Origin of the sequence: Streptomyces sp. NPDC051576, from assembly GCF_040681835.1 — a bacterium.
In the GTDB taxonomy this organism is placed as follows: Bacteria; Actinomycetota; Actinomycetes; order Streptomycetales; family Streptomycetaceae; genus Streptomyces.
Genome location: NZ_JBFAZO010000010.1, coordinates 157221 through 169789 on the forward strand (window position 1 = coordinate 157221; position 12569 = coordinate 169789).

The following is a 12569-nucleotide window of genomic DNA, read 5'->3' on the forward strand; positions in this document are numbered from 1 at the left end:
CCTGGCCAGAAGGCGTGCGCCGTCTCGGGCAGCACACGTACAGTCACCAAGTTGGGTGATGCATCCAACGTGTGACCCACGGGGGAGAGATCGGGGGAGCGTGCGCATGGCGCAGGTTGGACAGCCGTATCCGGTGGCGGAACTGCTGACCGCCGTTCGGTCGGAGATCCAGGCGGAGCGGCGTGGCGACGGGGGCGACACACAGAAGGTGTCGTTGTCCGGCGGTCGCCTCGTGTCATCCGCGGCAGGGCGGTTCGAGTACCACTTCGTGTGCAGGAAGTGGGACGAGTCCCTCGACGGCATGCCCGTCCTGGTCCGGGCCGCACGGTCGAAGGAGCCATGGACGACCGCCGAGGCGTCCCGTATGCCTGACCAGAGCGTGCGGTTGATCGCTCCGGAGAGCCTGGGACAGTCGGTACGCGACGTCCAGCTCCGGAAGGACGACGCGGCCGGACTGGCCATCGTCGCCGAGCGCCTGGAGTCGGCCGGAGAAGCCGACAGCGGGATACGCACCGAGAGCGCGGGATGGATCGTAGGGCAGGGGAACCCGGTCACCGCACGCGATGCCGAGCCCGAGCGCTGGGTCGCAAACTGGCGGACCCTGCAACTGAATTCACGCCAAAGGCAAGCCGTCGAACAGGCACTGGCGAGCCAGATCCTCTTCCTGTGGGGACCGCCGGGCACGGGAAAGACGGACGTCGTCGGGCACATCGTCGAGGGCAACTTCCGGCAGGGGCTCAACATCCTCTTCCTCGCGCCGACGAAGGTCGCCGTCGACCAGGCGCTGGAGCGTATCTGCGACCTGCTCGCCGCCCAGGAAGGCTTTTCGGACGGGCTGGTGCAGCGCGCCGGGGACATCGAAGTCCCGTCCCTGCGCGAGCGGTACGGGCAGTACGTCGACCAGGCGCAGATCACCGCTCGGCTCTCGGCCCGGCTGGACGAGGCGCTCACCGTGGCGACGGGCGCCCTCAAGGACGTACGCGCCCGAATAGGCCTGCATGACGACGTACGGTCTCTGGAAGACGGGCTGACAGCAGCCCGTACGACGCACACAGAAGCCACGGCGACGGGGCCGGCCGCCGGGCAGGAAGCGCTTCGCACCCAGGCCGAAGTGGCACAACTCCGCCTCAAGATAAGCCAGTTGGGACAGCCGGGCGGCCTCTTCGCCAAGCGCAAGGAAGCCCAGCTGGATGCGCTGCACACCCGACTCGCCGAAGTGGACGCGGCTGCTCGGGGTGCCTCGCGGCGCGCCGACGATGCCGAACAGCGGGCAAGGGAAGCCGCGGCGGAGATCGCGGAGTTGAGCGGACGCCTCGCCGCCGCCCGTTCCCGTCTGGCGGGAGCCCCCGCACGCACGGTGCTCGTCGGGCAGGCCGAGACGCTGCAGAAGCAGTTCGAGGAACTCGACCGGCAGCGCAGGAGGATTCAGGACACCGTCCGTTCCAAGTGCCGGGTGATGGGGGCGACCGTCGCCAAGGCCGTTCAGTCGCGCCAACTGCTCGACCGCGTCGATGTCGTAGTGATCGACGAGGCGGGCATGGTCGACCTGCCGTCCGCCTGGCTCGCCGCGGGCCTCGCCGGGAAACGTGTCGTGGTCGCGGGCGACTTCCGGCAACTGCCGGCTGTGACCAAGGGCGCGGGCGACTGGAAGGCGACGGAGGAGGAACGCGCGCATTCCCTGGAATGGGCGGCCCGCGACGCCTTCCACGCGGCCGGTCTGGTGACCCCGTCCGGAGGAGTGCGCCCGGATCCCCGACTGGTGCCCCTGGACACCCAGTACCGGATGCGCGAGCCGATCTGCCGGCTGGTGAACGCCGTCGCCTACCCCGACTCCCCACTGGGCACGGGTCGGGACGACCGGAGCAGAATCCCCGTCAACCCGCTGGTCGATGCCACGGTCATGCTGATCGACACCTCGAAGCAGCGCATCGCCGGCCCCGACTACCGGGCCAACACGGTGAACGAGGCCGTGGTGCACGAGCTCGTACGCGGCCTGCAGTACGAGGGGGTGCTTCCCGGCCGGAAGTGGAGCGCGGGTGAGACGGCGGCGGGTGAACGGGCCACTGACCGACTCGCCGTCATCGCCCCCTACCGCGCCCAGGTGAAGGCCTTGCAGGGCAGCCTGACGTACCGGTTCGGGGAGGAGTACGAGGGCCTGGTCGACACCATCCACCGGTTCCAGGGCAGCCAGCGCCCGATCGTCGTGTTCGACACGGCGGTCGGCGCGGGCAAGGACCCCGGCATCTTCTACCGGGGAACAGGTCTCTCCTCCCAGACGTGCAGGCTCCTGAACGTCGCCCTCAGCCGGGCCCAGGACCACTTGATCGTCGTCGCCGACCTCGAACACCTGCGGAAACACCTGGCACCGCACAGCGAGGCACGCGTCATGATCGACCACCTGGAGAGCCACGCGCAGGTGATGTCGGCCGACCAGCTCGTACCCACCCGGGAGGCGGCCGAACTCTCCGTCCTCTCCGAGGAGGAACTGTCCCGCCCCGCGTTCTTCCCGGCCGACGAGGTCCACAAGGCGGTGGAGTGGGACATCGAGCGGGCGACCACGAGCATCGAGATCTACTGCCCCTTCCTCGACCCGGCTCCCGTCCGCAAGTGGTCGGCTCTGCTGGGCGACCGTGCCCGTGCCGGCGTCAAGGTGGTCGTCCGCACCAGGGCCGCCGACGAGCAGCGTGACGACGCGGCGGCCGAGCGCCATCAGCAGCGGATCGACCAACTCCGGGCGGCCGGCTGCGAGGTGGACTTCCGGGAGCGCATGCACGAGAAGGTGCTCATCCTCGACAGCACGGTCCTCTGGCACGGCTCGCTCAACCTGCTGGCGAACACCGGCCCGACGGACCTGATGATGCGGTTCACGGACCCGGCGTCCTGTGAACGCGTCAACCGGGTCATCGAGCGGGCCCGCAAGGACAAGGCCGCTTGGAACCCGCGAGCAGCAGCCCCCGCGGCCGGCGGCGGCGCCGCGGAGCGTGGCGGCACCGCCGCCGGCATCGGCCCCGGCTCCGAGGCCGACGGCCGGCTCTACCTCGATGTCCCCTTCGCCGAGAAGGACGAGGCGAAGAGGACGCTCGGCGCACGATGGGACGCACCGAAGCGCCTCTGGTACGTCGACGCCACACGCGTCACCCGCGAACAGGCTCGGCGCTGGCTGCCGTGAGCGACCGTGTGCCGGCCGGACGCGGTCTCCAGAGGCTCGCGGAGCGGCTCCGCCCCCGAATGCGTTCATAAAGAACACGCGCCCAGGGCCAACCTTCACACCGTCGAAATACGAGCGGCCCGTTCCGCACAAGTACGCGATCTACCGTGGACACCACACCCCGAGCCCGGCCACCGTCGCCCGAAGGCACACCCCCGCCCTCGTCAGGACAGGAGCCCTGTGTCCCGCCGTACCGTCGCGTTCTCCCTTCCGCCCTGGCTCGCCCACGCGCTCCGTGCCCAGCGCGGCCCGGTCCCCTGGAGCGCGGTCACGCGGGGGGCGTTGGCCGCCGGGCCGCTCCTCCTCACCGCCGTGCTCGTCGACCGGACGTCCCTCGGCGTGCTGGCCGCGCTGGGCGCGATGCTCGCCGGGATCAACGACCGGCCCGGCAGCCGGCGGGCCTCCGTCAAGCGGCTCGGCGGGCCCGCGGTGGCCGGAGGCGCGGGGCTGTTGATCGGGACCGCTGCCGGGCAGTATCTCGGGGCGGTGCCGCTGACCCTTCTCCTCACCGGGATCGGGCTGGTCGCCGGAGGACTCAGCGCCATCGGACCGGTCGCCTCCGGTGCCGGTACCCAACTCCTCGTCGCCTCCGCCATCGGCGCCGGAATGCCCCTCCCCGAACCGGGATGGCAGCGCGCCCTCGCGTTCCTCGCCGGGGCCGCGTGGCTGGTCGGGCTGCGGCTGGCGCTGCCCACGCCCGGTGCGCTCGCCGGTGACTACCGGTTCGACGGCGAGCGGGACGCCGTGGCCGCCGTGTACGACGCGATCGCCACGCTGCTCGACGCCACCGGCGGGCCGGAGGCGACGGCCCGGCGCGCCGCGCTCACCGCCGCGCTCGACCACGCGCAGGACGCCCTCGCCGGGCCCCGGCTGCGGCGCTACGCCAGTTCCGCCGCCGAGCGGCGACTGCACGGGCAGTACGCCGCCGCGCTGCCGTTGGCCGAGGCCGCGACCGCGCTCGCCTGGGCGGGGGAGGCCGTGTCGGCCCGGGCGGGCGAAGGGCCGCGCCGGCTCGCCGCCGCCGTACGCGACAACACGCACACCGGTCCGCTGCCCGCGCCGCACCGTTCCGGCCCCGCCCTGCGCGCCCTCGACGACGCCCTGCTGCACGCCGCCGACGCCTTCGACCAGGCGGAGGGCAGTGATCTGCACACGCGTCGGCAGACGCCAATCGACCTGCTCCGTACGGCATTTGGGGCCGGGGGACGGGAGTACGGGCTGCGGGTCGCCCTCTGCTTCGGCGTGAGCGTGGCCGTCGCGCAGGCCCTGAACCAGAGCCGCTGGAACGGGCTCCACGAGCACTGGTACTGGCTGCCCGCCACTGCCGTCTTCCTCGTCAAGCCCGACCTCGGGCCGCTCGTCTCGCGGGTGCTGTGCCGGGCGGCGGGGACCGTGCTGGGGGCGCTGGTCTTCGCCGGGTTCGCCGCCGTGCTGCCCCGGCCGGAGGGGCTGGTCGCGCTGGTGGCGCTCAGCGGTGCGCTGATTCCCGTCGCCACCCGGCACTTCGCCGCGCAGACCGCCGTCGTCACCGTCCTGGTGCTCTCCCTCGTGATGGTCGGCGGGGAACCGCAGGCCTCCGCCGGCCGGATCGGCGAGACGCTGCTGGCCTGCGCGATCGTGCTGATCGTCGGCCATCTGCCGATGCCGGGTAAGCGCGGCGGGGGCGTGCGCGCCCGGCTCGCCGCGGCGGGCGGCGCCGCGCACGCCTACCTCGTGCACGTGCTGAACGAGTCCGACGACCGCGCCGCACGCTGGACCCTGCGCCGCGAGGCCTACCGCACGCTCGCCGAGGCCCGCGGCGCCATCGCCGTCTCCGCCGCCGAACTCCCCGCCCTCGCCAGGCACACAGAGGGCACCGACGAGGTCGCCGCCGTCCTCGAACGCCTCGTGGACACCACCACCGCCTGCGCCGTCCACCTCGACGACACGGGCCGGCTCACCCACCGGCACATCGATCAACTCGCCGAGCTGCTGGAGGAGTTCGAGCGGGGGCGGGGGCGTGTGGGGCTGCGTGCGATCGAACTGCCGGTCGCTGTATAGCCGTTGCGGGGGCGGGGGCGCGCCGGGCTACGCGCGGACGAACTGCCGGTCGCATATGGCCACTTCAGTACGCCTGCGGCTACTCCATCCGCACCCACACCGGCGCGTGGTCCGACCCCGGTGCCTCGCGGCGCTCCGCCGGATCCGGGCCCACCGACGGCAGTTGGGGTGCTTGCTCGCCCGGCAGGCCCGTGCCCGCTGCCGTCACGCGTCGGACCAGGTGGTGGCTGGCCAGAATGTGGTCGATCAGTTCGCGGCGCCCGGAGTTGATGCGGGAGTAGCGCTGGTCGGCGGGGATGAGCGGGGCCACGTCCCACAGGCGGACCGCGTCGCCCTGGTCGGGGCGGTCGTAGCCGGGTGTGCCGATCTCGGAGCCGGTCGGGCCGAGCAGGATCTGTGTGGTGGCCGCCTGGACCTCGTCGTTCATGTCGCCGAGCACCGCCACATCCCGGGTTTTCCCCTCGCCGGCCAGCAACTCGTCCGCCAGCGCCCGCAGCGAAGCCGCCTCGGCGGCCCGCCGGTAGAGCGCGTAGGCGCCGTAGCGGGCCCGTTCGCCCTCGTCGTGGGGGAAGAAACGGTTACCCGGGTAGGTCAGCAGCTTCGACTTCAGATGGGCGACCGCCACCGTAAGCGTGCCGGTGTCCGTCGTGACCTCCACAGCCAGGAAGCCCCGGCCCGCGGTCGGTTCCACGGCCCCCGAGTCGTCGGACTGCACGGGGCGGAGCTTCGCCGGGAACGTGTTCGTGTCGGCGATCACCTGTGGTGCCGTGCGGCTGAGGAAGCCGACCCGGATGCCGCGGCCGTCCGGATGCGCGGACAGGGCGATGTGCCACTCGCCGCTCAGCATCCCGGCCAGGTCCTGGAGCGCCTCGGGCTCTCCGACCTCCTGGACGCCCAGCAGCACCGGGTCCAGCTCCGTGATCACCGCGGCGAGGGAGGCGAGCTTCGCCTCGTAGGCGGCCTTGTCCTTGGGGCCGAACGGGCCGCCGGGACGGTACAGATTCTCCAGGTTCCAGGTGCCGAGGAGCATGTCGGGCTCCTTCCAGAAGCCTCGTCCTGAGCCAAGGGTGTGGGCCCGGACCGGTCCGCGACAGCACAACGCCGGGATGCGCGGTTCGGCTCACGCGACACGAGGACGGCGTCGTACGTTGGCGTGATGAGGCCCTCTCGAACCGAAGCTGCCGCCGATCTCATCATCACCCGATGCACCGTCCTCGTGCACGACGATCAAGAGCGGATCGGGTTCCGGGAGGACGCCGCGATCGTCGTACGGGACGGGCTCGTCGCGTCGGTGACGAGCGCGGCGGACGCCGAAGGGCTCACCGCCGGCGAGCGCATCGACGCGCGCGGGCAGGTCGCCCTGCCGGGACTCATCAACTGCCACACCCACGCGCCGATGGTCGCGCTGCGCGGGCTCGCCGAGGATCTGCCCACCGAGGAGTGGTTCAACGACGTCGTCTGGCCCGTCGAGTCCAACCTCACTGAAAAAGATGTCGAGTTGGGGGCGCGGCTCGCCTGTGCCGAGATGATCCGCGCCGGGGTCACCTGCTTCGCCGACCACTACTTCTCGATGGACGCGGTCGCCGCCGTGGTCGCCGAGTGCGGGATCCGCGCCCACCTCGGCGAGGCCTACTTCTCCTCCCAGGGTCCTCAAGGCCGGGAGAAGTCGGCGGAGTTCGCGCTACGGCACCGGGGCGTGGCCGGCGGTCGCATCACCACCGCCCTCGCCCCGCACGCCCCGTACACCGTGACCGACGCCGACCTTGCCGCCACCGCTCAACTGGCCCTGGAACACGGCCTCCCCGTCCACCTCCACGCCGCCGAGAACCGCGACCAGACCGACGCCGGCCTCGCCCGCCACGGCGTCACACCGATCGAAGTCCTCGACCGCGCGGGCCTGTTGGGCACCGACCTGCTCATCGCCCACGGCACCGGCATCATCGACCGCGACCTGCCCGTCCTGGAGCGCGCGAGCGGTCGTATCGCGGTCGCCACCGCGCCCCGCGGCTACCTCAAGTTCGGCTGGCCCGACACCACTCCGATCCGCGCCCTGCGCGACATCGGTATCCCCGTCGGGCTCGCCACGGACGGTGCCGCCTCCAACAACTCCCTCGACGTGTGGGAGTCGATGGCGCTCACCGCCCTGGTCCAGAAGTCGGCCGAGGGCGACCCGAGCTGGCTGACCTCCCGTCAGGCGCTGCACCACGCCACCCTGCAGAGCGCCCGGGCGGTCGGACTGGGTGACTCGATCGGGTGCATCGCGCCGGGACGCCGGGCCGACCTGATCCTCGTCGACCTCACCGGCCCGCACACCCGACCTGTCCACGATCTCGCCGCCACCCTCGTGCACAGCACCCGCTCCGCCGACGTCCGCACCACCATCGTCGACGGCCGCGTCCTGATGCGCGACCGCGAGCTGCTCACCCTCGATGTGCCCGCCGTCGTACGGGAGTTGGAGGCCCGCCTGCCCGCACTCGTCGACCGGAGCCACGGCCGGCGCATCCAGGAATACGACACCTGAGCCGCGCCTCTACGCTGTCTCCATGGATCTCGCGGACGGCCTTCTCGACCACCCGTACGACGTGTACCGGCGCCTGCGCGACAGCGCTCCCGTGCACCGCATCGCCGGCCCCGACGGCACCCCCGCCTGGCTCGTCACCCGGTACGAGGACGTCCGGGCGGCGCTGGCCGACCCGCGGCTCTCGCTGGACAAGAGGCATGCCACGGCCGGGACCTACAAGGGTTTCGCGCTGCCGCCCGCGCTCGACGCCAACCTCCTCAACATGGACCCGCCCGACCACACCCGCATCCGCCGCCTGGTCGGCCGCGCCTTCACCCCGCGCCGCACCGAGCAGCTCCGTACGCCGATTCGCCGCACCGCTGACCAACTCCTCGACGCGCTGGGCGAGATGGGCGACACCGACCTCATCGCCTCCTATGCCGCGCCCCTCCCCATCACCGTCATCTGTGATCTGCTCGGCGTGCCCGACCGGCACCGCCGGGACTTCCGGGTGTGGACCGACACCCTGGTCGCACCCGCCCCCGGGACGCCGCCCGAGGCCGGCAAGCAGGCGGTCGTCGCGATGCTCGGCTTCTTCACCCAACTCCTCGCCGACAAGCGCGAGGAGCCCGGCGACGACCTGCTCTCCGACCTGATCGCCGTACGCGACGAGGGCGACCGGCTCAGCGAGGACGAGCTGATGTCGCTGGCCTTCCTCATCCTCTTCGCCGGGTACGAGAACACCGTCCAGCTCATCGGCAACGCCGTGCTCGCCCTGCTCCAACACCCGGAGCAGTTGGCCGCGTTGCGCGAGGACCCCAGCCAACTCCCGGCCGCCGTCGAGGAGTTCCTGCGCTACGAAGGGCCCGCGCTGCTCGCCATCCGGCGCTTCCCCGTCGAGGACGTCACCATCGGCGGGGTCACCGTCCCGGCCGGTGAGACGGTCTGGGTGTCCGCGTCCGCCGCGAACCGCGACCCGGACCGCTTCCCCGACCCCGACCGGCTCGACCTCGCCCGCGACACCACCGGGCATCTCGCCCTCGGCCACGGCATCCACTACTGCCTGGGCGCACCGCTGGCCCGCGCCGAGACCGAGATCGCGCTGGCCGCGCTGCTGGAGCGGTTCCCGCGGCTGGAGTTGGGGGAGGACGAGGTGCGGTGGCGGCCGTCGCTGCGCGCGCGTGGACTGCTCGCGCTCCCGGTGACGTACGCGAGGAACTCCGCCTGAAGTTTTTCTCGAGGCGGCGATGAGTTCCGGTCCTGGCTCCGGTCAACCCCTCAACGGACCGTTGTCACAGGAGGGCCCCATGTCGCTTCCGGAGATCGTCTCGCGCGAGCAGTGGCGCGCGGCGCGCAAGGAACTGCTGGTCAAGGAGAAGGCGGCCACGCACGCGCGGGACGCGCTCAATGCCGAGCGGCGCGGCCTGCCCATGGTGGAGATCGACAAGGAGTACCTCTTCGAGGGCGGCGACGGGAAGGCCACCCTGCTCGACCTCTTCGAGGGACGCGGCCAACTCGTCGTCTACCACTTCATGTTCGCGCCCGAATGGGACGCGGGCTGCCGCAGCTGCTCGGCGTTCCTCGACCAGATCGGGCATCTCGCCCATCTGAAGGCGCGCGGCACGACGTTCGCCGCCGTGTCGAGGGCGCCGTATACGAAAATCCTGCCGTTCAAGGCGCGGATGGGCTGGACGCTGCCCTGGTACTCGTCCTTCGGCCAGGACTTCAACTGGGACTTCGACGTGACGCTCGTCGGGGACGGAGAACCCGTCGAGCGGCCCGGTGTGAGCTGCTTCCTGCGCGACCGCGACCGGGTGTTCCACACCTACTCGACCTACGAGCGCGGGCTCGACGGGCTCGGCTCCACCACCACCTTCCTGGACCTGACCGCGCTGGGGCGCCAGGAGGAGTGGGAGGAGCCCAAGGGGCGCGCGTCGGCGCTGGGGGCGCCCGCCGGCAGCGCGCGCGTTCTTTATCACGACGAGTACGAGGACTGATACGGAACGTAGGCGGCCAGGTGTCGACTATGTCTCAGTACCGTCACTTCGCGAGCCGTTCACCGTACTGTCGGCGTTTAACTCAACGAGGCTTCATGAACGTCTTGAAGCTCTCCGGGTTCGGCACGACAGGGAGGTACAGGGTGAACGGGCGAAAGGTGCTTGAGCGTTTTCCCGCCGGCGGACCGCGCGGTTCATGGCCGGCGGAGGAGTTCGCGCAGGCGCGCCGACTGGAGGGGCTGCCCGCCGAGGTCGTCATGGACATCGCGACCGACACGTTCCTGGTGATCGTGCGCAGCGGCGACGCCGTGGACGCCGCCGCCTGACCCCTGGTGCTCAACCCGCCTTCGGGGCGGGCACCTTGGCGGTGAACTGGTCCGCCTGGAGCGCGTACAGCTCCGCGTACACACCGCCGCTCGCCAGCAGCTCGTCGGGTGTCCCGGACTCCACGAGCCGCCCCTGGTCGAGGACATGCACCAGATCCGCGTGGCGTACGGACGCCAGCCGGTGGGTGATCAGGACCACCGTCTGGCCGGTACCGGCCAGCGCCCGGATCTTCTCGAAGACCTCCAGCTCGGCACGGGCGTCGAGGGCCGCCGTCGGCTCGTCCACGATCAGGATCCGGCCGCGCCGGTAGGCGGCCCGCGCGATCCCGAGCCGCTGCCATTGTCCGCCCGACAACTCGTGCCCGCCGCTGAAGTTGCGGGCCAGCAGGGTGTCCAGGCCGCGCGGCAGATCCGCGACCACGTCCCCGGCGCCGGCCTCCGCGACCGCACCGGCCAGCCGCTCCTCGGTGAGCGGCGCCGCCGAGCGGCCGATGGCCACGTTGACGCGGGCCGTGAACGGCCACCGTTTGAAGTTCTGCGCCACCATCGCGATGCGGTCGGCGAGTTGGTGCCGGTCCGCGCCCGCCGCGTCGACGCCGTCCCACAGGATCCGGCCGCGGTCCGGCCGGTACAGCCCGGCCAGCAGCTTGACCAGGGTCGTCTTGCCGGAGCCGTTCTCGCCGACCAGGGCGATGATGCGGCCGAGGGGGAGGGCGAGGGTGACGTCGTCGAGGGCGGGGTGGGTGGACTCGCCGGGGTAGCTGAAGGTGACGTTCTCGAAACGGATCTCCCGGGGCTCCTCGGGAAGCGCCGCCCCGCCGACCGGGATCGCCCACTCGGCGGCCTCCTCGTACAGCTTCTGCAGGTCGCCCACGAACAGGGCTTCCTGGTGAAGCTGGTTGACCGCCAGGACGAGGTTGTCGAGGCTCGCGGAGCCGGTGCGGATCGCGATCACCGCCGTACCCGCCACCGAGAGCGCCATCGCACCGGACAGCAGCAGCCCGCCCAGCGTCGCGTACGTCGCCGCCGTCGCGAGGCCCGTCCAGGTCGCCGCGATCAGACCGGTACGGGCCGCGAGCCGGGCCAGCCGGGCCTGCTCCGCCTCCGCGCTCTCCGACATCTCGTGGAAGTGGTGCAGCAGGAACGGCCCGACGCCGTGCACGCGGATCTCCGGGGCCGCCTCCGGTTCGGTCAGCAGATCGCTGAGGAGATGGCCGGCGCGGGCGTGCTGCACCCAGGTGTGGAACGACTCGTACTGACGGCGGGCGTTCGTCAGGGCGCCCCACGCGCTCGGCACGGTCATCGTCGCCAGCAGCGGGAGCAGCGCCGGGTGCAGCACGGTCAGCACGCCCGCCGCGGCGATCAGTGAGATCAGCGCGTTCATCACGCGGGTCGCCTGCGAGATCATGCGGCGGGCCGAGGAGGCGCCGTACTGGGCGGTGTCCAGCAGCTTGTGGAACGCGTGGTCCTCGATCGCGGCCAGCTCCACGGCCGCCGCCCGCTCCAGATACAGCTCGGTGGCGACCCGCTCCACCTTCGGCTCCAGACGACCGGTCGCATACGTCGACGCGGCCCGCAGCAGCGCGCCCACCAGCAGTACGGCGGCCATCGTGACCAGCGCGGGTACGGCACCGCGCAGCCGGTCCGCGATGGTCCCGCCGGTGATCAGCCGCCCCAGCACACTGTTGACCGCGAGCAGACTCACCGCCTGCGTCGCACCCCGGCCCGCCTCGGCACCCAGCACGATCCGCGCGGCCCGCGGATCGGCCTGCCAGGCCAGCCGGAAACTCGACCCCAACATCGACGGCAACCGCGTCACCATCGCCCGGAAACTCAGCTCCAGAAACGCCCCGTTGTGCTGGTTCCACCCCATGTCATAACGCAGAGCACCCCCAAAGAGCAGCCGCTCCGACGCGGACGGCTCCGCCTGCCCCGCGTCACCCTTACTTCCCACCACCGACCTCCCCCGATCCACGACGAACGGCCACTATCGCGGGGCGGGGCGGTTCGGGGGAGGGCGCGTGGGGGAGGGGCGCCGACGCGCGGGCGTACGCCTTGTAGGGGGCGGGGGTGCGTCGTGAGCCCTGGTCGGATGGGCGGACAAAGTCCGCCTGGCGCGCGGAGGGCGAGGCGCTGATCGGCTGCGGGTGCCGCTCTGAAGGGGGTGCGGGGTTGTGCGGCTCCGCCGGGTGGGCGGGCCCCTACCGGGATGGCTGACGTAATCCGCCTAGCGTCCGCAGGGTGAGGCGCTGGTGGGGCGCGGGTGCCACCCGGCATGGAGTGCGGGGCTGTATTGCTGTGCGGCTGCGCCATGGGTGCGAGGCGAGTCCCTACCGGACCGGCGGACATAATCCGCCTGGCCTGCGGAAGGCGAGGCGTTTATGGGCTACGAGTCCTGGCCCTGAAAGGAGCGCGGGGTTGTATGGCTGTGCGGCTTCGCCGCGTGGGCGAGCCCGCCCGCATCGGACCGGCAGACGAAATCCGCCCGACCCGCCGAG

General features: G+C 71.8%; 8 protein-coding genes. 6 read left to right on the plus strand and 2 right to left on the minus strand.

Features of this window, described 5'->3' with window-relative positions; genetic code table 11:
- Positions 1–106: 106 nt before the first annotated feature.
- Both AB0M63_RS30305 and AB0M63_RS30310 read left to right on the plus strand, forming a co-directional pair.
- Complete coding sequence (locus tag AB0M63_RS30305; protein WP_366021671.1) at positions 107–3169, plus strand: AAA domain-containing protein; 3063 nt, start codon at positions 107–109, stop codon at positions 3167–3169.
- A gap of 219 nt (positions 3170–3388) precedes the next feature.
- Entirely contained in the window at positions 3389–5248 is a 1860-nt protein-coding gene (locus AB0M63_RS30310; protein WP_366021672.1) for an FUSC family protein, read from the plus strand.
- Between the two features lie 79 nt (positions 5249–5327).
- On the opposite strand, the gene AB0M63_RS30315 is transcribed toward AB0M63_RS30310, so the two are convergent.
- Positions 5328–6278, minus strand: a complete 951-nt coding sequence (locus AB0M63_RS30315; RefSeq protein WP_366021673.1) for an endonuclease/exonuclease/phosphatase family protein — start codon at positions 6276–6278, stop codon at positions 5328–5330.
- Between the two features lie 126 nt (positions 6279–6404).
- Here AB0M63_RS30315 and AB0M63_RS30320 point away from each other — a divergent pair, with 126 nt between their 5' ends.
- From AB0M63_RS30320 to AB0M63_RS30335, 4 genes are all read left to right on the plus strand, one after another.
- On the plus strand, positions 6405–7769 hold the full coding sequence (locus AB0M63_RS30320; protein WP_366021674.1) for an amidohydrolase: 1365 nt from the start codon (positions 6405–6407) through the stop codon (positions 7767–7769).
- Positions 7770–7791: 22 nt separating this feature from the next.
- Complete coding sequence (locus AB0M63_RS30325) at positions 7792–8976, plus strand: cytochrome P450 (protein ID WP_366021675.1); 1185 nt, start codon at positions 7792–7794, stop codon at positions 8974–8976.
- A 79-nt stretch (positions 8977–9055) separates the two neighbouring features.
- Positions 9056–9745, plus strand: a complete 690-nt coding sequence (locus AB0M63_RS30330; protein WP_355913119.1) for a DUF899 domain-containing protein — start codon at positions 9056–9058, stop codon at positions 9743–9745.
- 143 nt (positions 9746–9888) lie between these two features.
- A complete protein-coding gene (locus AB0M63_RS30335; RefSeq protein WP_355913116.1) occupies positions 9889–10071 on the plus strand; it encodes a hypothetical protein in 183 nt (60 codons plus the stop codon).
- A 10-nt stretch (positions 10072–10081) separates the two neighbouring features.
- On the opposite strand, the gene AB0M63_RS30340 is transcribed toward AB0M63_RS30335, so the two are convergent.
- A complete protein-coding gene (locus AB0M63_RS30340; RefSeq protein WP_366021676.1) occupies positions 10082–12025 on the minus strand; it encodes an ABC transporter ATP-binding protein in 1944 nt (647 codons plus the stop codon).
- Between the last annotated feature and the right edge of the window lie 544 nt (positions 12026–12569).

What these genes read in the sequence shown, in the direction of transcription:
- AB0M63_RS30325 (WP_366021675.1), top strand. Translation starts at nt 7,792, where the DNA reads ATGGATCTCGCGGACGGCCTTCTCGACCACCCGTACGACGTGTACCGG.
- AB0M63_RS30305 (WP_366021671.1), top strand. Translation starts at nt 107, where the DNA reads ATGGCGCAGGTTGGACAGCCGTATCCGGTGGCGGAACTGCTGACCGCC.
- AB0M63_RS30315 (WP_366021673.1), bottom strand. Translation starts at nt 6,278, where the DNA reads ATGCTCCTCGGCACCTGGAACCTGGAGAATCTGTACCGTCCCGGCGGC.
- AB0M63_RS30330 (WP_355913119.1), top strand. Translation starts at nt 9,056, where the DNA reads ATGTCGCTTCCGGAGATCGTCTCGCGCGAGCAGTGGCGCGCGGCGCGC.
- AB0M63_RS30320 (WP_366021674.1), top strand. Translation starts at nt 6,405, where the DNA reads ATGAGGCCCTCTCGAACCGAAGCTGCCGCCGATCTCATCATCACCCGA.